The following is an 18,678-nucleotide window of genomic DNA, read 5'->3' on the forward strand; positions in this document are numbered from 1 at the left end:
ATGTCTACAAGTTGGGCATGGAGGTTTTTAGTGCACTTTCGGTACATCTTCTATATAATCTACAGGAGGTGTAATAACATGAGCAAAGCAATCGAAACTAAACAACAAGTTGTAACTGAAATCGCTGAAAAACTTCGCGAAAGTAAATCTACAATCATTGTTGACTACCGTGGTTTAACAGTATCTGAAGCAACAGAATTACGTAAAAACTTACGTGAAGCTGGCGTTGAGTTCAAAGTTTACAAAAACTCTTTAACTCGTCGTGCTGCAGAGTCTGTTGAAATGGCTGAGTTAAACGAATTCTTAACAGGACCAAACGCAATCGCGTTCAGTAACGAGGATGTAGTTGCTCCTGCAAAAGTATTAAACGACTTCGCTAAAGATCATGAAGCTTTAGAAATTAAAGCTGGCGTAATCGAAGGTAAACTTGTAACACTTGATGAGGTTAAAGCAATCGCTACTCTTCCATCACGTGAAGGCTTACTTTCTATGCTTCTTAGCGTTCTTCAAGCTCCAATCCGTAACCTTGCACTTGCTACTAAAGCAGTTGCAGAACAAAAGGAAGAGCAAGGCGCTTAATTTTTTAAAAGATAATTACGTGTTATCTATAAAACAATACAAACCTATTTAAGGGAGGATATTTACAATGACTAAAGAACAAATCATTGAAGCAGTTAAATCTATGACTGTATTAGAACTTAACGACTTAGTAAAAGCTATCGAGGAAGAATTCGGCGTAACTGCTGCTGCTCCTGTAGCTGTAGCTGGTGGCGCTGGTGAAGCTGCTGCTGAGAAAACTGAATTTGATGTGGAACTAACTAGCGCTGGTGCACAAAAAATCAAAGTTATCAAAGTTGTTCGTGAAATCACTGGTCTTGGCTTAAAAGAAGCTAAAGAATTAGTTGACAACACTCCAAAAGTAATCAAAGAAGCTGCTGCTAAAGAAGAAGCTGAAGAAATCAAAGCTAAACTTGAAGAAGTTGGCGCTGCTGTAGAAGTTAAGTAATTAACTTTTGATGCTTTAAAAAAAGCTCGCTCTCATGCGAGCTTTTTTTTTAACTGTAAAGAAAAGGGGTGGCCATATGGCAGACCATTATTTTTCTAATGACCCTTCTAGCAAAAGTGATCGTAAGCGATGGGAATATACGTTGCGCGGATCTCGATTTGTTTTTTTATCTGATCATGGGGTGTTTTCGAAAAACGAGGTGGACTTTGGTTCCCGTCTTTTAATTGAAGCGTTTCAAATGCCAGATATTAAAGGTGATATATTAGACGTAGGTTGCGGATACGGTCCTATAGGTTTGTCATTAGCGAAAGAGTTTCAAGACCGTGAAATTCACATGGTGGATGTGAATGAAAGGGCGCTTGGGCTTGCGAAAGAAAACGCCGCTAATAACAGAATCGAGAATATACGTATTTTTCAAAGTAGCGTCTATGAAAATGTAGATGGCAAGTATGCTGCTATTCTATCTAATCCTCCAATTCGTGCTGGTAAACATATCGTGCATGAGATTTTAGAAAAAGCTGTTGATCATTTAGTTCCGGGTGGGGAGCTTTGGATTGTCATTCAAAAGAAACAAGGTGCACCATCTGCGTTGAATAAACTAGAGGAAACATTTTCTGAAGTCGAAGTTGTAGAAAAGAAAAAAGGATATTATATCATAAAATCAAAAAAACGTTGACGGTTATTTTTGGCTATGTTAACATTATACAATGCCAATATATGATTTTCTGCGTTGAGAAAGATGTATATTTTTGTTTCTCTTGGAAAAGATAGTAAAATCAGCAGATTATGAAACAGAATGATGGTTTTCTTATAGAAGCCATTTTTCTTTTTTGAGCAGGTAGAAAGACTCAACGTATCTATCTTTAAGGGAAAAAGCTACTCTACTAGCAGTAGCTGTATTTATTTGTGATTTTGCACAATTTTTTTTGTGCATTTATAATACTCATGATTTGAGGGGTGAAGCAGTTGACAGGTCAACTAGTTCAATACGGACGCCACCGCCAACGAAGAAGTTATGCCCGTATTAGTGAAGTATTAGAGTTACCAAATCTTATCGAAATTCAAACCTCTTCTTATCAGTGGTTTCTTGATGAGGGTTTGCGAGAAATGTTCCAAGACATTTCTCCGATTGAAGACTTTACGGGAAATCTATCGCTTGAATTTATCGACTACAGCTTAGGTGAACCTAAATACTCTGTAGAAGAATGCAAAGAGCGTGATGTGACGTATGCAGCACCACTTCGTGTAAAAGTGCGTCTAATCAACAAGGAAACTGGTGAAGTAAAAGAACAAGATGTGTTCATGGGAGATTTCCCACTCATGACAGAGACTGGAACATTCGTAATTAACGGTGCAGAACGTGTTATCGTTTCCCAGTTAGTTCGCTCTCCAAGCGTATACTATAGTGGCAAAGTGGATAAAAACGGAAAACGTGGTTTTACTGCTACTGTAATTCCAAACCGCGGAGCTTGGTTAGAGTATGAAACAGATGCTAAGGATGTTGTATATGTGCGTATTGACCGTACGCGTAAACTTCCTGTAACTGTTTTGTTACGCGCATTAGGGTTTGGCTCTGATCAAGAAATCACCGAGCTTTTAGGTGATAACGAATACTTAAGTAACACATTAGAAAAAGACAACACAGATAGCACAGAAAAAGCATTGCTTGAAATTTATGAGCGTCTACGTCCAGGTGAACCACCGACAGTAGAAAATGCAAAGAGCTTACTTGTGTCTCGTTTCTTCGATCCAAAGCGCTACGATTTAGCAAACGTAGGTCGCTACAAGATCAACAAAAAGTTACACATTAAAAACAGATTGTTTAACCAACGTTTAGCTGAAACATTAGTGGATTCAGAAACTGGTGAAATTTTAGCGGCAGAAGGAACAGTCTTAGATCGTCGTACACTGGATCGCATTTTACCTTACTTAGAGAAAAACATTGGATTCAAAACAGCGAAGCCAATGGGTGGAGTGGTAGAAGGCGATGTTGAGCTGCAATCTATTAAGATTTATGCTCCAGAATCAGAAGGCGAACGTTCTATCAACGTAATTGGGAATGCAAATATTACTCGTGATGTAAAACACATCACACCAGGTGATATTCTTGCTTCTATTAGTTACTTCTTCAACTTACTATACAAAGTAGGGGATACAGATGATATTGACCATTTAGGAAACCGTCGTCTGCGTTCTGTAGGAGAGTTACTACAAAACCAATTCCGTATCGGTCTTTCTCGTATGGAACGTGTTGTTCGTGAGAGAATGTCGATTCAAGATACAAATGCAATTACGCCGCAAGCGTTAATTAACATTCGTCCGGTTATTGCATCTATTAAAGAGTTCTTCGGAAGTTCTCAGTTATCTCAGTTCATGGATCAAACAAACCCATTAGCGGAGTTGACTCACAAACGAAGACTATCTGCATTAGGACCTGGTGGTTTAACGCGTGAGCGCGCAGGCTTTGAAGTGCGTGACGTTCACTACTCTCACTATGGTCGTATGTGTCCGATTGAAACGCCAGAGGGACCAAACATCGGTTTGATCAACTCATTATCTTCATTCGCGAAAGTAAATGAGTTTGGTTTCATTGAAACACCATACCGTCGTGTTGACCCAGAAACTGGTCTTGTAACAGGGCATGTTGATTATTTAACAGCAGACGAAGAAGATAACTATGTTGTAGCCCAAGCGAATATGAAATTATCTGCTGAAGGAGAATTCCTGAATGAAGATATCGTAGCTCGTTTCCGTGGTGAAAACATTGTCACAAATAAAGAACGTATCGACTACATGGATGTATCTCCAAAACAAGTAGTGTCGGCAGCGACAGCTTGTATTCCGTTCTTAGAAAACGATGACTCCAACCGCGCACTTATGGGAGCGAACATGCAACGTCAGGCGGTTCCGTTAATGAATCCGGAATCTCCGATTGTAGGTACAGGTATGGAGTACGTATCAGCAAAAGATTCAGGTGCTGCAGTAATCTGTAAACACCCTGGTGTTGTTGAACGCGTAGAAGCACGTGAAGTTTGGGTACGTCGCTATGTAGAAGTTGACGGTCAAACAGTAAAAGGCGACTTAGATCGCTATAAAATGTTGAAATTCATCCGTTCTAACCAAGGAACTTGTTACAACCAACGTCCAATTGTAAGTGTTGGTGACCAAGTTGTAAAAGGTGAAATCCTTGCGGATGGTCCTTCTATGGAGAAAGGTGAACTTGCACTTGGACGTAACGTGCTTGTTGGCTTTATGACATGGGACGGTTATAACTACGAGGATGCGATCATCATGAGTGAGCGCCTTGTAAAAGATGATGTGTACACTTCTATTCATATTGAAGAATATGAATCAGAAGCTCGTGATACGAAGCTTGGACCAGAAGAAATTACACGTGACATTCCGAACGTTGGGGAAGATGCACTTCGCAACCTTGACGAACGCGGTATTATTCGCGTCGGTGCAGAAGTAAAAGATGGCGATCTACTTGTTGGTAAAGTAACACCTAAAGGTGTAACAGAATTAACGGCAGAAGAACGTCTATTACATGCAATCTTCGGAGAAAAGGCACGTGAAGTACGTGATACATCACTACGTGTACCACACGGTGGTGGCGGTATTATCTTAGACGTAAAAGTATTCAACCGTGAAGATGGCGACGAATTGCCACCAGGCGTGAACCAACTTGTACGTGCATATATCGTTCAAAAACGTAAAATTTCTGAAGGTGACAAAATGGCCGGTCGTCACGGTAACAAAGGTGTTATCTCCCGTATCTTACCGGAAGAAGATATGCCTTACTTGCCAGATGGCACACCAATCGATATCATGTTAAACCCATTAGGGGTACCATCTCGTATGAATATCGGTCAGGTGTTAGAGCTTCACCTTGGTATGGCAGCAAGATACCTTGGTATCCATGTTGCAACGCCAGTATTCGACGGTGCTCGTGAGGAAGATGTATGGGGTACAATTGAAGAAGCTGGTATGGCAAATGATGCAAAAACAATCCTGTATGACGGACGTACTGGTGAACCATTCGACAACCGCGTATCTGTTGGTGTCATGTACATGATCAAACTTGCGCACATGGTTGACGATAAACTTCATGCTCGTTCTACTGGACCATACTCACTTGTAACGCAGCAACCTCTTGGAGGTAAAGCTCAGTTCGGTGGACAGCGTTTCGGTGAGATGGAGGTTTGGGCACTTGAAGCTTACGGTGCCGCTTATACTCTTCAAGAAATCTTAACAGTGAAGTCTGATGACGTTGTTGGACGTGTTAAGACGTACGAAGCAATTGTTAAAGGCGAAAATGTTCCAGAACCAGGCGTTCCAGAATCATTCAAAGTATTGATTAAAGAACTGCAAAGTTTAGGTATGGACGTTAAAATGATGTCTAGCGACGATACAGAAATTGAGATGCGTGATACGGAAGATGATGATGATCATCAATCAGCGGACAAATTGAATATCGAAGTTGAGACAACTAAGGAATAATTGGGATAACCTGTAGACTAAAAGGGAGGTAGGCCCCTTGATAGATGTAAATAACTTTGAATATATGAAGATTGGACTTGCTTCACCTGACAAGATTCGTTCTTGGTCATACGGTGAAGTTAAGAAACCAGAAACAATTAACTATCGTACGTTAAAGCCTGAAAAAGATGGCTTGTTCTGTGAGCGTATTTTCGGACCACAAAAGGACTGGGAATGTCACTGCGGAAAATATAAACGTGTACGTTATAAAGGTGTAGTTTGTGATCGATGTGGCGTTGAAGTAACGCGTGCGAAAGTTCGTCGTGAACGTATGGGCCATATTGAATTAGCTGCTCCTGTATCTCATATTTGGTATTTCAAAGGTATCCCGAGCCGCATGGGACTTGTCTTAGACATGTCCCCTCGCGCGCTTGAAGAAGTAATTTATTTCGCTTCTTATGTTGTAACAGAAAGTGGAGATACACCACTTGATAAGAAGCAATTACTTTCTGAAAAAGAATACCGTGCATATCGTGATCGATATGGTAGCACATTCCAAGCTGCTATGGGCGCAGAAGCAATTAAGAAGCTACTACAAGACATCGATTTAGATAAAGAAGTAGACTTCTTAAAAGAAGAATTAAAAACAGCACAAGGACAACGCCGTACTCGTGCTATTAAACGTCTAGAAGTATTAGAAGCATTCCGTAACTCTGGAAATGAACCGTCTTGGATGATCTTAGATGTTCTTCCAGTTATCCCACCAGAACTACGCCCAATGGTACAGTTAGATGGTGGACGTTTTGCTACTTCTGACTTAAACGACTTATACCGTCGTGTAATTAACCGTAATAATCGTTTAAAACGTCTATTGGACTTAGGTGCACCAAGCATCATCGTTCAAAACGAAAAACGTATGTTACAAGAAGCTGTAGACGCATTAATCGATAATGGTCGTCGTGGCCGTCCAGTTACTGGACCAGGTAACCGTCCATTGAAATCACTATCTCACATGCTTAAAGGTAAACAAGGACGTTTCCGTCAAAACTTATTAGGTAAACGTGTTGACTACTCTGGCCGTTCTGTAATCGTTGTAGGACCGAACTTAAAGATGTACCAATGTGGATTACCGAAAGAGATGGCGCTTGAATTGTTCAAACCTTTCGTTATGAAAGAGTTAGTTGAAAAAGGATTAGCACACAACATTAAGAGTGCGAAACGTAAAATCGAGCGTGTACAACCTGAAGTTTGGGACGTTTTAGAATCTGTGATTAAAGAGCATCCAGTACTTCTAAACCGCGCGCCAACACTTCACCGTCTTGGTATCCAGGCATTTGAACCTACATTAGTAGAAGGTCGTGCAATTCGTCTTCACCCACTTGTATGTACTGCATACAACGCGGACTTTGACGGTGACCAAATGGCGGTTCACGTTCCGTTATCATCAGAGGCACAAGCAGAAGCGCGTCTTCTTATGTTAGCGGCACAAAACATCTTGAACCCGAAAGACGGAAAACCAGTTGTTACTCCATCTCAGGATATGGTATTAGGTAACTATTACTTAACACTTGAGCGTGAGGGTGCAATCGGTGAAGGTATGGTCTTCAAAGATGCAAACGAAGCATTACTTGCATACCAAAATGGATATGTACATCTGCACACACGTGTTGCAGTTGCTGCAAGTTCGGTAAATAATGCAACATTTACTGAAGAGCAAAAGAGTAAGCTTCTATTAACAACAGTTGGTAAATTAATATTTAACGAAATCTTACCAGAGTCGTTCCCTTATATTAACGAACCAACAAATTCAAACCTTGAAAAAGAAACTCCAGCGGAGTATTTCGTTGAAAAAGGTGCGAACATTAAAGAGATTATTGCGAGTCGCGAAGAAGTGGCGCCATTTAGCAAGAAAATCCTTGGAAATATCATTGCAGAAGTGTTCAAACGTTTCCAAATTACAGAAACGTCTCGTATGCTTGATCGCATGAAAAACTTAGGATTTAAATATTCTACAAAAGCTGGTATTACAGTTGGGGTAGCAGATATTCTTGTATTAGGTGAAAAAGATGAAATTCTCCACGAAGCACAAGCAAAAGTAGATAATGTAATTAAACAATTCCGTCGCGGTTTAATCACGGAAGAAGAACGTTACGATCGTGTTATCTCTATTTGGAGTAATGCGAAAGATGTTATCCAAGGGAAACTGATGAAATCCTTGAATAAACGCAATCCAATCTTCATGATGAGTGATTCCGGTGCCCGTGGTAACGCATCGAACTTTACTCAGCTTGCTGGTATGCGTGGTCTGATGGCCAACCCATCTGGTCGTATCATCGAACTTCCGATCAAATCAAGTTTCCGTGAAGGTTTAACAGTACTTGAGTACTTCATCTCTACGCATGGTGCGCGTAAAGGTCTTGCCGATACAGCACTTAAAACTGCCGATTCTGGTTACTTAACACGTCGTCTTGTAGATGTTGCACAAGATGTAATTGTTCGTGAAGATGACTGTGGAACAGATCGTGGTTTATTAATTGGTGCGATTAAAGAGGGTAATGAAGTTATCGAGTCATTATATGATCGTCTTGTTGGACGTTTTGCACGAAAAACTGTAAAACATCCTGAAACAGGTGAAGTATTAGTTGGAGAAAACCAATTAATTACTGAAGATATCGCTCATATCGTTGAAAATTCGGGTGTTGAAACTGTAAACATTCGTTCAGCGTTTACATGTAATACTCGCCATGGTGTATGTAAGAAGTGTTACGGTCGTAACTTAGCAACTGGTACAGACGTAGAAGTAGGGGAAGCGGTAGGTATTATCGCAGCTCAATCTATCGGTGAGCCAGGTACACAGTTAACGATGCGTACGTTCCATACAGGTGGGGTTGCCGGAGATGATATCACACAAGGTTTACCTCGTATCCAAGAGATCTTCGAAGCTCGTAATCCAAAAGGTCAGGCAGTTATTAGTGAAATCGACGGTGTTATCGCGGCGATCAACGATGTTAAAGATCGTCAAGAAGTAGTTGTACAGGGTGAAGTTGAAGCTCGTACGTATGCGATTCCTTATGGTGCTCGTCTGAAAGTAACTCTAGGACAGTCTATTGGTCACGGAAAAGAGTTAACAGAAGGTTCTATTGATCCGAAAGAATTATTAAAAGTAACTGATATTACAGCAGTTCAAGAATACTTACTACGTGAAGTTCAAAAAGTATACCGTATGCAAGGGGTAGAAATTGGCGATAAGCACGTAGAAGTAATGGTTCGTCAAATGCTTCGTAAAGTTCGCGTAAGCGATGCAGGTGAAACAGATGTATTACCAGGAACATTACTAGACATCCATCAGTTTACTGATGCGAATGCGAAGGTGTTACTATCAGGTAAACAACCAGCAACGGCTAGACCAGTTCTTCTTGGTATTACAAAAGCTTCACTTGAAACAGATTCATTCTTATCTGCAGCATCATTCCAAGAAACAACTCGTGTTCTTACAGATGCAGCAATTAAAGGTAAACGTGATGAGCTTCTAGGATTGAAAGAGAATGTTATTATCGGTAAACTTGTTCCTGCTGGAACAGGTATGAATCGTTATCGCAAAGTGGATCTTGTGAAAACAACACAAGATGACATGAATGTAGAAAACGATGAAGTTTATGTGGAACAGTAAAATTTTCCGTCGTAAATTTTGTATAAAAACAGATAATCCTAGTTGACATTATATGAGTCAAAATGTTACTATAAGCAAGGTTGCTCCTGAACGATGCTTTGGAGGATATTTATATGTCTTATCAAAAAGTGTCAACTGCTGAAAATGTAGTCGTTGGTCATAAACGAACATTGGAAGCAATCAAAGATGGTACAGTTAAAGAAGTTGTCATTGCAGAAGATGCTGACATGCGGTTAACCCATGTTATTACTCGTACTGCATTGCAATATAACGTACCCATAACAAAGGTTGAATCAGTTCGTAAGCTTGGTAAAGCTTCGGGGATTCAAGTGGGAGCTTCAGCAATAGGAATAATAAGTTAAAACTGTTTTTGTGAGGAGAGAGCATTTGCTCTCCCTTGCAAAAACTTTGTTTTCAACTAATAATGAACCACCTGGATATGTGGTCATACAAACATGCGAAGGGAGGATAAATCAAATGCCTACTATTAACCAATTAGTGAGAAATGGTCGTACTGATAAAGTATGGAAATCTAAATCACCTGCGTTAAACAAAGGTTTCAACTCTTTAAAGAAAAAATCAACTGATATCTCTGCACCTCAAAAACGTGGTGTATGTACTCGTGTTGGTACAATGACTCCAAAGAAACCGAACTCAGCGTTACGTAAATACGCTCGTGTACGTTTAACAAATGGTATCGAGGTTACAGCTTACATCCCAGGTATCGGTCATAACCTACAAGAGCATAGCGTAGTATTAATTCGCGGTGGTCGTGTAAAGGATTTACCAGGGGTACGTTACCACATCGTTCGTGGTGCGCTTGATACAGCTGGTGTTGACAAACGTATGCAAGGACGTTCTAAATATGGTACTAAGCGACCAAAACCTGCTAAAAAATAATAAACTTAAAATGAAAGGAGGAACTCAATATGCCTCGTAAAGGACCTGTTGCGAAACGTGACGTGTTACCAGATCCAATGTACAATTCTAAGCTTGTAACACGCCTAATCAACAAAATGATGGTTGACGGTAAAAAAGGTAAATCTCAAACAATTCTTTATAACGCTTTCGATATCGTTCGTGAACGTTCAGATAAAGAACCTATGGAAGTATTCGAACAAGCTCTTAAGAACATCATGCCTGTTCTTGAAGTACGCGCTCGTCGTGTTGGTGGTGCTAACTACCAAGTTCCAGTTGAGGTTCGTCCAGAACGCCGTACAACTTTAGGTCTTCGCTGGTTAGTAAACTATGCTCGTCTTCGTGGTGAAAAAACTATGGAAGAGCGTCTAGCTTACGAAATCTTAGATGCAGCTAACAACGCTGGTGCATCTGTTAAGAAACGTGAAGACACTCATAAAATGGCAGAAGCTAACAAAGCATTTGCTCATTACCGTTGGTAGGATTCAACGTAAAATAAATGTAAGCATAAACCGCTTTATTTGTCGCTTATGGAAGTGTGGAGAGGGAGAATGCCTCTCCCTTTCGTTGGGCGCTCGTTTTACATAATGAGGGTACTGGACACTGGCATATGTAACAATATAAAGTGGCTTTTTTGCTACTTAAAATAAAATAATCCAATCCATATATGGAAGGAGCAAGACACCAAATGGCAAGAGAGTTCTCTTTAGAAAACACTCGTAATATTGGTATCATGGCTCACATCGATGCTGGTAAAACAACAGCAACTGAGCGTATCCTGTACTACACAGGTCGTATTCATAAAATCGGTGAAACTCACGAAGGTGCATCTCAGATGGACTGGATGGAGCAAGAGCAAGAGCGTGGTATCACAATTACTTCTGCTGCAACTACAGCTCAATGGAAAGGTCACCGTGTAAACATCATTGACACTCCAGGACACGTAGACTTCACAGTAGAAGTAGAACGTTCTTTACGCGTACTTGATGGCGCAGTAGCAGTACTTGATGCACAATCTGGTGTAGAACCACAAACAGAAACTGTTTGGCGTCAGGCTACTACTTACGGCGTACCTCGTATCGTATTCGTTAACAAAATGGATAAGATCGGTGCAGATTTCTTATACTCTGTAGGAACAATCCACGATCGTTTACAAGCAAACGCGCATCCAATTCAGTTACCAATCGGTGCTGAAGATGAGTTCAATGGTATCATTGACCTTGTTGAAGAGTGTGCTTACATGTACGGTAACGATTTAGGAACAGACATCGAGCGTGTTGAAATTCCTGAAGAGCATAAAGAATTAGCTGAAGAATACCGTGGAAAACTTATTGAAGCGGTAGCTGAGCTTGATGAAGAAATGATGATGAAGTACCTAGAAGGTGAAGAAATCACTGTAGAAGAGCTTAAAGCTGGTATCCGTAAGGCTACAACTTCTGTAGAATTCTTCCCAGTAATCTGTGGTTCTGCATTCAAAAACAAAGGTGTTCAAATTCTGTTAGATGCAGTTATTGACTACTTACCATCTCCATTAGATGTACCTGCTATTAAAGGTATTCTTCCGGATACAGATGAAGAAGTAGAACGTAAGTCTAGCGATGAAGAACCATTTGCAGCTTTAGCATTCAAAATCATGACTGACCCTTATGTTGGTAAGTTAACGTTCTTCCGTGTGTACTCTGGTGTGTTAAACTCTGGATCATACGTGAAAAACTCAACTAAAGGTAAGCGTGAGCGTGTAGGACGTATCCTACAAATGCACGCTAACAGCCGTGAAGAGATTTCAACAGTTTATGCTGGTGATATCGCTGCTGCTGTAGGTTTAAAAGATACTACTACTGGTGATACTCTTTGTGACGAGAAGAGCCTTGTTATCCTTGAGTCTATGGAATTCCCAGAGCCAGTTATCTCTGTAGCTATCGAACCAAAATCTAAAGCTGACCAAGATAAAATGGGTACAGCATTATCTAAGCTTTCTGAAGAAGATCCAACATTCCGTGCTCACACTGACCAAGAAACTGGCCAAACAATCATCGCTGGTATGGGTGAACTTCACCTTGATATCATCGTTGACCGTATGCGCCGTGAGTTCAAAGTGGAAGCAAACGTTGGTGCTCCTCAGGTAGCATACCGTGAGACTTTCCGCGCTGCTGCGAAAGTTGAAGGTAAGTTCGCTCGTCAATCTGGTGGTCGTGGACAATTCGGTCACGTTTGGATTGAGTTTGAACCTAATGAAGAAGGTAAAGGATTCGAATTCGAAAACAAGATCGTCGGTGGTGTAGTTCCACGTGAATACATCCCAGCTGTTGGAGCAGGTCTTGAAGATGCACTTAAAAATGGTGTACTAGCTGGTTATCCACTAGTTGACATTAAAGCTGCATTAGTTGACGGATCTTACCATGATGTTGACTCCTCTGAGATGGCGTTCAAAATCGCTGCATCTATGGCGCTTAAAGCTGCGGTTTCTAAATGTAACCCAGTAATTCTTGAGCCAATGATGAAAGTTGAAGTTGTAATTCCTGAAGAGTACATGGGTGACATTATGGGTGACGTAACATCTCGTCGTGGACGTGTAGAAGGTATGGAAGCTCGCGGTAACGCTCAAGTTGTTCGCGCTATGGTTCCACTTTCTGAAATGTTCGGTTATGCAACGTCATTACGTTCTAACACTCAAGGACGCGGAACATTCTCAATGACATTTGATCATTATGAAGAAGTACCGAAGTCTGTTTCAGAAGAAATTATCAAAAAAAATAAAGGTGAATAATTGATTTTTATCGATTGTTCAAGTATAACTACTTATGTAAGCTTAGAAAGTGAAGCTTAAGTTTCACTTTCTAGTCTAAATATAAAATAACCTATATAAACTAAGGAGGAATTTAGAATGGCTAAAGCTAAATTCGAACGTTCTAAACCCCATGTTAACATCGGTACAATCGGCCACGTTGACCATGGTAAAACTACATTAACTGCTGCGATCACTACAGTTCTTGCAAAAGCTGGTGGTGCTGAAGCACGCGGATACGATCAAATCGACGCTGCTCCAGAAGAAAGAGAGCGCGGAATCACAATCTCAACTGCACACGTTGAGTACGAAACTGAAACTCGTCACTATGCACACGTTGACTGCCCAGGTCACGCTGACTATGTTAAAAACATGATCACTGGTGCTGCTCAAATGGACGGCGGTATCTTAGTAGTATCTGCTGCTGATGGCCCAATGCCTCAAACACGTGAGCACATCCTTCTTTCTCGTCAAGTAGGTGTTCCTTACATCGTTGTATTCTTAAACAAATGCGACATGGTAGACGACGAAGAATTATTAGAATTAGTAGAAATGGAAGTTCGCGACCTATTATCTGAATACGGATTCCCAGGCGACGACATTCCTGTAATTAAAGGTTCTGCTCTTAAAGCTCTTCAAGGAGAAGCTGAGTGGGAAGAAAAAATCATCGAATTAATGACTGAAGTTGATGCTTACATCCCAACTCCAGAACGTGAAACTGACAAACCATTCTTAATGCCTATCGAGGATGTATTCTCTATCACAGGTCGTGGTACAGTTGCAACTGGTCGTGTTGAGCGCGGTATCGTTAAAGTTGGTGACGTAGTAGAAATCATCGGTCTTGCTGAAGAAAATGCTTCTACAACTGTAACTGGTGTAGAAATGTTCCGTAAACTTCTTGACCAAGCTCAAGCTGGAGACAACATCGGTGCTCTACTTCGTGGGGTTGCTCGTGAAGACATCCAACGTGGACAAGTACTTGCGAAAAGCGGTTCTGTAAAAGCTCACGCTAAATTCAAAGCTGAAGTTTTCGTATTATCTAAAGAAGAAGGTGGACGTCACACTCCATTCTTCGCTAACTACCGTCCTCAGTTCTACTTCCGTACAACTGACGTAACTGGTATCATCCAATTACCAGAAGGTACTGAAATGGTAATGCCTGGTGACAACATCGAAATGACTATCGAACTTATCGCTCCAATCGCTATCGAAGAGGGAACAAAATTCTCTATTCGTGAAGGTGGACGTACAGTAGGTTACGGTGTAGTTGCAACTATCGTTGAGTAATCTTAACTGATATATAAAACCCAAGGGATTTTCCCTTGGGTTTTTGTTTGTGTTTATATAATAGATAAGATCCTCTTTTTATGTTTTGACGAGTTTCTTCTATAATAATATGAACTTAAAAAACCCTAAATCCAAAAACTGTAAAAAGAATTCTGTTAGATGAAAACTTGAAATTCTTTAAAGTGCCATGTATAATAGCAAAAGTAGAGAAAAGCAGATGCAAACAAAAAGATGCTTGCATCTAGACGAATAACATTGTATAATAGACAATGTTGGTCTTTGACTGCGATGAAGTGGAAGGTTGCTGACACACCCGGCCGCTTTGCCATGGCATGGTGTGGGGAAATTTCCATGGAGAAGGTCTATTTTAGAAATAGGCGAACGAAGGAGGGAAAATAATGGCAAAAGAAAAAATTCGTATCCGTTTAAAAGCTTACGATCACCGTATTCTTGATCAGTCAGCTGAGAAAATTGTAGAAACAGCTAAGCGTTCTGGGGCAACAGTTTCTGGTCCGATCCCATTACCAACTGAAAAGACTGTTTACACAATTCTTCGTGCTGTTCATAAGTACAAAGATTCTCGTGAGCAATTCGAAATGCGCACGCACAAACGTCTAATCGACATCGTGAGTCCTACTCCGCAAACAGTAGATTCATTAATGCGTTTAGACTTACCATCTGGTGTAGATATCGAAATCAAACTATAATTCATATAACTTAAAAATGTAGGAGGTGTAACTCATGACCAAAGGAATCTTAGGAAGAAAGATCGGTATGACTCAAGTATTTGCTGAAAATGGTGAGCTAATCCCAGTAACGGTAATCGCTGCTAATCCAAACGTTGTTCTTCAAAAGAAAACAACAGAAACTGATGGCTACAACGCAATTCAGTTTGGATTCGAAGATAAACGTGAAAAGTTAACTAACAAGCCTGAACAAGGCCACACTGCTAAAGCATCTACAACTCCTAAGCGCTTCATTCGCGAAATCCGCGATGCAGACGTGGACGGATTAGAGGTTGGTCAAGAGGTAAAAGTTGATGTTTTCGCTGCAGGTGAAATCGTTGACGTAACAGGAATTTCTAAAGGTAAAGGTTTCCAAGGTGTAATTAAACGCCACGGACAATCTCGCGGACCTATGTCTCATGGTTCTCGCTATCACCGTCGTCCAGGTTCAATGGGCCCAGTTGCTCCGAACCGTGTATTCAAAGGTAAAAAACTTGCTGGACGTATGGGTGGAGACCAAGTTACTATCCAAAACTTAGAAATCGTTCAAGTTGACACTGAGCGCAACTTATTACTAGTAAAAGGTAACGTTCCAGGTGCTAAGAAATCTCTTGTAGTTGTTCAAGGCGCTGTGAAGGTTAGCAAATAATTCACAATAGGAAGGAGGAATTCCAATGCCAAAAGTTACTGTATATAACCAAACTGGTTCACAGGTTGGTGAAATCGAATTAGCTGAAGCTATTTTCGGTATCGAACCAAATGAAGCTGTACTTTTCGAAGCTGTAATGATGCAACGTGCATCTTTACGTCAAGGTACACACAAAGTAAAAACTCGCTCTGAAGTTCGCGGTGGTGGTCGTAAACCATGGCGTCAAAAAGGAACTGGACGTGCTCGTCAAGGTTCTATCCGCTCTCCTCAATGGCGTGGTGGTGGTACGGTATTCGGACCTACACCAAGAAGCTATGCGTACAAACTTCCTAAGAAAGTTCGTCGTTTAGCAATCAAATCTGCATTAGCTACTAAAGTAGTTGAGAACAACATTGTAGTTCTTGAAGACCTAGTGTTAAATGCACCAAAAACAAAAGACATGGTAGCAGTACTTAAAGGATTAACTGTTGAGAAGAAAGCTCTTATCGTAACTGCTGATGCAAACGAATCTGTAGAGTTATCTGCTCGCAATATCCCTGGAGTAACAGTAATCACTGCTGATGGCGTAAACGTTTTAGACGTGCTTCATCATGATAAGCTAATCATGACAAAAGCGGCAGTGGAAAAAGTAGAGGAGGTGCTTGCATAATGAGAGATCCTCGTGATATCATTAAGCGCCCAGTTATCACTGAACGTTCTATGGAAATGATGGCTGAAAAAAAATACACGTTCGATGTGGACGTTAAATCTAATAAAACAGAAGTTAAAGATGCTCTAGAAGCGATTTTTGGTGTTAAAGTAGAAAAAGTGAACATCATGAACTACAAGCCGAAAGCAAAACGCGTTGGTCGTCACGCTGGTTTTACTAGCCGTCGTCGTAAAGCAATCGTTAAGCTAACTGCTGACAGCAAAGAAATCGAAATCTTCCAAGGCGTTTAATTCTTACTAAAGAAGGAGGGAAATTGAGATGGGAATTAAAAAGTATAATCCAACTACTAACGGTCGTCGTAACATGACTACGAATGATTTCGCTGAAATCACGACTGACAGACCCGAAAAGTCTTTACTTGCTCCTTTAAGCAAGAAGGCTGGTCGTAATAACCAAGGTAAAATTACTGTACGTCATCAAGGTGGCGGACATAAGCGTCAATACCGTATCATCGACTTTAAGCGTAACAAAGATGGAATTCCAGGACGCGTTGCTACGATCGAATACGATCCAAACCGCTCTGCGAATATCGCATTAATTAACTACGTTGACGGTGAAAAACGTTACATTCTTGCTCCTAAAACTTTAGAAGTAGGTATGGAAGTTATGTCTGGCCCAGAAGCTGACATCAAAATCGGTAACGCATTACCATTAATTAACATTCCAGTAGGTACTGTTGTTCATAACATTGAGCTTAAGCCTGGTCGTGGCGGACAATTAGTTCGTTCTGCTGGTACATCTGCTCAAGTACTTGGTAAAGAAGGTAAATACGTACTTGTACGTTTAACTTCTGGTGAAGTACGTCTTGTATTATCTGCTTGTCGCGCTACAATCGGTCAAGTTGGTAACGAACAACACGAACTTATCAAAATCGGTAAAGCAGGTCGCTCTCGCTGGTTAGGTAAGCGCCCAACAGTTCGTGGTTCTGTAATGAACCCGGTTGATCACCCACACGGTGGTGGTGAAGGACGCTCTCCAATCGGACGTAAGTCTCCAATGTCTCCATGGGGTAAACCAACTCTTGGATTCAAGACTCGTAAGAAAAACAAAGCGTCTGACAAATTTATCGTTCGTCGTCGTAAAAAATAATGGGATTGTAGTACGGTTCATTTCTAGAACCGTACGCCAATCACGAAGGGAGGCACCAAAATGGCTCGTAGCTTAAAAAAAGGACCATTTGTCGATGAGCACTTAATGAACAAAATGGAAAAATTAGTTGCATCTGAGCAAAAACAAGTTGTTAAAACTTGGTCTCGCCGTTCAACAATCTTCCCTCAGTTCATCGGGCACACAATCGCTGTATATGATGGTCGTAAACACGTACCTGTGTACATCACTGAGGATATGGTTGGCCATAAGTTAGGTGAATTTGCACCAACTCGTACGTATAAAGGTCACCTTGCTGACGATAAGAAAACTAGAAGATAATGAGAGGAGGCACTTCAATGCAAGCTAAAGCAGTAGCGAGAACAGTTCGTATTGCTCCTCGTAAAGTTCGTTTAGTAGTAGACTTAATCCGAGGTAAGCAAGTGGGTGAAGCGATTGCTATCCTTAACCACACACCAAAAACTGCTTCTCCAGTTGTAGAAAAAGTTTTAAAATCTGCAATCGCAAATGCAGAGCACAATTATGAAATGGACATTAACAACCTAGTTGTAGAAAAAGTTTTCGTTGACGAAGGTCCAACGTTGAAACGTTTCCGTCCACGTGCAATGGGTCGTGCAAGCCAAATTAACAAACGCACAAGCCACATCACAGTTGTGGTATCAGAAAAGAAGGAGGGATAATCGATGGGTCAAAAGGTTAATCCAATTGGTCTTCGTGTCGGTGTTATCCGTGACTGGGAATCTCGTTGGTTCGCTGAGAAAGATTACGCTACATTATTACATGAAGACATCAAAATCCGTGAGTACATTACTGTACGCTTAAAAGATTCTGCTGTTGCTAAAGTAGAAATCGAACGTGCAGCAAATCGTGTAAATGTTACAATTCACACTGCAAAACCTGGTATGGTAATTGGTAAAGGTGGTACTGAAGTTGAAGCACTTCGTAAAGCTCTTAACCAATTAACAGGCAAGCGTGTACACATCAACATTTTAGAAGTTAAGAGAGCTGATCTTAACGCTAAATTAGTAGGCGAAAACATCGCTCGTCAATTAGAAAACCGTGTATCATTCCGTCGTGCACAAAAGCAAGTTATTCAACGTGCTATGCGTGCAGGTGCGAAAGGTATTAAAACACAGGTTTCTGGTCGTCTTGGCGGAGCTGATATCGCTCGTGCAGAATCTTACAGTGAAGGAACTGTTCCACTTCATACACTTCGCGCTGATATTGACTATGCAGCAGTTGAAGCTGATACAACATACGGTAAATTAGGCGTAAAAGTATGGATCTACCGTGGAGAAGTCCTTCCTACAAAAAAGAAAGCTTCTGAGGAAGGAGGAAAATAA

18 protein-coding genes and 1 other annotated feature (1 of these 19 cut by a window edge) are annotated in these 18,678 nt (G+C 40.9%); all 18 genes read left to right on the forward strand.

Going from position 1 to position 18,678, the window contains the following annotated elements:
* Nucleotides 1-39: a sequence feature (ribosomal protein L10 leader region), on the forward strand (it extends 107 nt beyond the left edge of the window).
* A 39-nt stretch (nucleotides 40-78) separates the two neighbouring features.
* The 18 genes from rplJ to rpsC all read left to right on the forward strand — a co-directional run bounded on the left by rplJ (nucleotide 79) and on the right by rpsC (nucleotide 18,678).
* A complete protein-coding gene (rplJ, locus tag DJ93_RS13460; protein WP_042981362.1) occupies nucleotides 79-579 on the forward strand; it encodes a 50S ribosomal protein L10 in 501 nt (166 codons plus the stop codon).
* Nucleotides 580-646: 67 nt separating this feature from the next.
* Entirely contained in the window at nucleotides 647-1,006 is a 360-nt protein-coding gene (gene rplL, locus DJ93_RS13465; RefSeq protein ID WP_000159736.1) for a 50S ribosomal protein L7/L12, read from the forward strand.
* 76 nt (nucleotides 1,007-1,082) lie between these two features.
* Nucleotides 1,083-1,682 (forward strand): class I SAM-dependent methyltransferase, encoded by a 600-nt coding sequence (locus tag DJ93_RS13470; protein WP_042981363.1) that lies wholly within the window; start codon nucleotides 1,083-1,085, stop codon nucleotides 1,680-1,682.
* A 290-nt stretch (nucleotides 1,683-1,972) separates the two neighbouring features.
* Nucleotides 1,973-5,506: a DNA-directed RNA polymerase subunit beta gene (gene rpoB, locus DJ93_RS13475; protein ID WP_042981365.1), complete on the forward strand. Its 3,534-nt coding sequence runs from the start codon at nucleotides 1,973-1,975 to the stop codon at nucleotides 5,504-5,506.
* 37 nt (nucleotides 5,507-5,543) lie between these two features.
* Nucleotides 5,544-9,155 (forward strand): DNA-directed RNA polymerase subunit beta', encoded by a 3,612-nt coding sequence (rpoC, locus tag DJ93_RS13480; RefSeq protein WP_042981366.1) that lies wholly within the window; start codon nucleotides 5,544-5,546, stop codon nucleotides 9,153-9,155.
* A gap of 113 nt (nucleotides 9,156-9,268) precedes the next feature.
* The gene (locus DJ93_RS13485; RefSeq protein ID WP_042981367.1) at nucleotides 9,269-9,517 is read left to right on the forward strand and encodes a ribosomal L7Ae/L30e/S12e/Gadd45 family protein; all 249 of its coding nucleotides are present in this window, start codon (nucleotides 9,269-9,271) and stop codon (nucleotides 9,515-9,517) included.
* Nucleotides 9,518-9,632: 115 nt separating this feature from the next.
* Nucleotides 9,633-10,055: a 30S ribosomal protein S12 gene (rpsL, locus tag DJ93_RS13490; protein ID WP_001142341.1), complete on the forward strand. Its 423-nt coding sequence runs from the start codon at nucleotides 9,633-9,635 to the stop codon at nucleotides 10,053-10,055.
* Nucleotides 10,056-10,084: 29 nt separating this feature from the next.
* Nucleotides 10,085-10,555: a 30S ribosomal protein S7 gene (rpsG, locus tag DJ93_RS13495; RefSeq protein WP_001137492.1), complete on the forward strand. Its 471-nt coding sequence runs from the start codon at nucleotides 10,085-10,087 to the stop codon at nucleotides 10,553-10,555.
* A gap of 206 nt (nucleotides 10,556-10,761) precedes the next feature.
* The gene (fusA, locus tag DJ93_RS13500; RefSeq protein ID WP_042981369.1) at nucleotides 10,762-12,840 is read left to right on the forward strand and encodes an elongation factor G; all 2,079 of its coding nucleotides are present in this window, start codon (nucleotides 10,762-10,764) and stop codon (nucleotides 12,838-12,840) included.
* 117 nt (nucleotides 12,841-12,957) lie between these two features.
* A complete protein-coding gene (gene tuf, locus DJ93_RS13505; protein WP_042981370.1) occupies nucleotides 12,958-14,145 on the forward strand; it encodes an elongation factor Tu in 1,188 nt (395 codons plus the stop codon).
* A 398-nt stretch (nucleotides 14,146-14,543) separates the two neighbouring features.
* Nucleotides 14,544-14,852 carry a 30S ribosomal protein S10 gene (rpsJ, locus tag DJ93_RS13510; RefSeq protein ID WP_001040596.1) on the forward strand — a complete coding sequence of 103 codons (309 nt, stop codon included), beginning with the start codon at nucleotides 14,544-14,546 and terminating at the stop codon, nucleotides 14,850-14,852.
* A gap of 34 nt (nucleotides 14,853-14,886) precedes the next feature.
* The gene (rplC, locus tag DJ93_RS13515) at nucleotides 14,887-15,519 is read left to right on the forward strand and encodes a 50S ribosomal protein L3 (RefSeq protein WP_042981371.1); all 633 of its coding nucleotides are present in this window, start codon (nucleotides 14,887-14,889) and stop codon (nucleotides 15,517-15,519) included.
* A gap of 25 nt (nucleotides 15,520-15,544) precedes the next feature.
* Entirely contained in the window at nucleotides 15,545-16,168 is a 624-nt protein-coding gene (rplD, locus tag DJ93_RS13520) for a 50S ribosomal protein L4 (RefSeq protein WP_001127261.1), read from the forward strand.
* Nucleotides 16,168-16,458 carry a 50S ribosomal protein L23 gene (gene rplW, locus DJ93_RS13525; protein ID WP_001205558.1) on the forward strand — a complete coding sequence of 97 codons (291 nt, stop codon included), beginning with the start codon at nucleotides 16,168-16,170 and terminating at the stop codon, nucleotides 16,456-16,458. The genes rplD and rplW overlap by 1 nt, the downstream gene beginning before the upstream one ends.
* A 28-nt stretch (nucleotides 16,459-16,486) precedes the next feature.
* Complete coding sequence (gene rplB / locus DJ93_RS13530) at nucleotides 16,487-17,317, forward strand: 50S ribosomal protein L2 (protein WP_042981372.1); 831 nt, start codon at nucleotides 16,487-16,489, stop codon at nucleotides 17,315-17,317.
* A gap of 60 nt (nucleotides 17,318-17,377) precedes the next feature.
* Nucleotides 17,378-17,656: a 30S ribosomal protein S19 gene (gene rpsS, locus DJ93_RS13535; protein ID WP_042981373.1), complete on the forward strand. Its 279-nt coding sequence runs from the start codon at nucleotides 17,378-17,380 to the stop codon at nucleotides 17,654-17,656.
* A 17-nt stretch (nucleotides 17,657-17,673) separates the two neighbouring features.
* The gene (rplV, locus tag DJ93_RS13540; RefSeq protein WP_001148024.1) at nucleotides 17,674-18,015 is read left to right on the forward strand and encodes a 50S ribosomal protein L22; all 342 of its coding nucleotides are present in this window, start codon (nucleotides 17,674-17,676) and stop codon (nucleotides 18,013-18,015) included.
* 3 nt (nucleotides 18,016-18,018) lie between these two features.
* Complete coding sequence (gene rpsC, locus DJ93_RS13545; RefSeq protein WP_000529958.1) at nucleotides 18,019-18,678, forward strand: 30S ribosomal protein S3; 660 nt, start codon at nucleotides 18,019-18,021, stop codon at nucleotides 18,676-18,678.

This window comes from Bacillus clarus (genome assembly GCF_000746925.1).
Lineage (GTDB): Bacteria > Bacillota > Bacilli > Bacillales > Bacillaceae_G > Bacillus_A > Bacillus_A clarus.

Bases quoted from the DNA above. Each gene is read 5' to 3' on its own strand.
- rpsS (WP_042981373.1), top strand. From the start codon at position 17,378: ATGGCTCGTAGCTTAAAAAAAGGACCATTTGTCGATGAGCACTTAATG.
- rpsL (WP_001142341.1), top strand. From the start codon at position 9,633: ATGCCTACTATTAACCAATTAGTGAGAAATGGTCGTACTGATAAAGTA.
- rplB (WP_042981372.1), top strand. From the start codon at position 16,487: ATGGGAATTAAAAAGTATAATCCAACTACTAACGGTCGTCGTAACATG.
- DJ93_RS13485 (WP_042981367.1), top strand. From the start codon at position 9,269: ATGTCTTATCAAAAAGTGTCAACTGCTGAAAATGTAGTCGTTGGTCAT.
- rpsG (WP_001137492.1), top strand. From the start codon at position 10,085: ATGCCTCGTAAAGGACCTGTTGCGAAACGTGACGTGTTACCAGATCCA.
- rplJ (WP_042981362.1), top strand. From the start codon at position 79: ATGAGCAAAGCAATCGAAACTAAACAACAAGTTGTAACTGAAATCGCT.
- rplV (WP_001148024.1), top strand. From the start codon at position 17,674: ATGCAAGCTAAAGCAGTAGCGAGAACAGTTCGTATTGCTCCTCGTAAA.
- DJ93_RS13470 (WP_042981363.1), top strand. From the start codon at position 1,083: ATGGCAGACCATTATTTTTCTAATGACCCTTCTAGCAAAAGTGATCGT.
- fusA (WP_042981369.1), top strand. From the start codon at position 10,762: ATGGCAAGAGAGTTCTCTTTAGAAAACACTCGTAATATTGGTATCATG.
- rplC (WP_042981371.1), top strand. From the start codon at position 14,887: ATGACCAAAGGAATCTTAGGAAGAAAGATCGGTATGACTCAAGTATTT.
- tuf (WP_042981370.1), top strand. From the start codon at position 12,958: ATGGCTAAAGCTAAATTCGAACGTTCTAAACCCCATGTTAACATCGGT.
- rpsJ (WP_001040596.1), top strand. From the start codon at position 14,544: ATGGCAAAAGAAAAAATTCGTATCCGTTTAAAAGCTTACGATCACCGT.
- rpsC (WP_000529958.1), top strand. From the start codon at position 18,019: ATGGGTCAAAAGGTTAATCCAATTGGTCTTCGTGTCGGTGTTATCCGT.
- rplL (WP_000159736.1), top strand. From the start codon at position 647: ATGACTAAAGAACAAATCATTGAAGCAGTTAAATCTATGACTGTATTA.
- rplW (WP_001205558.1), top strand. From the start codon at position 16,168: ATGAGAGATCCTCGTGATATCATTAAGCGCCCAGTTATCACTGAACGT.
- rplD (WP_001127261.1), top strand. From the start codon at position 15,545: ATGCCAAAAGTTACTGTATATAACCAAACTGGTTCACAGGTTGGTGAA.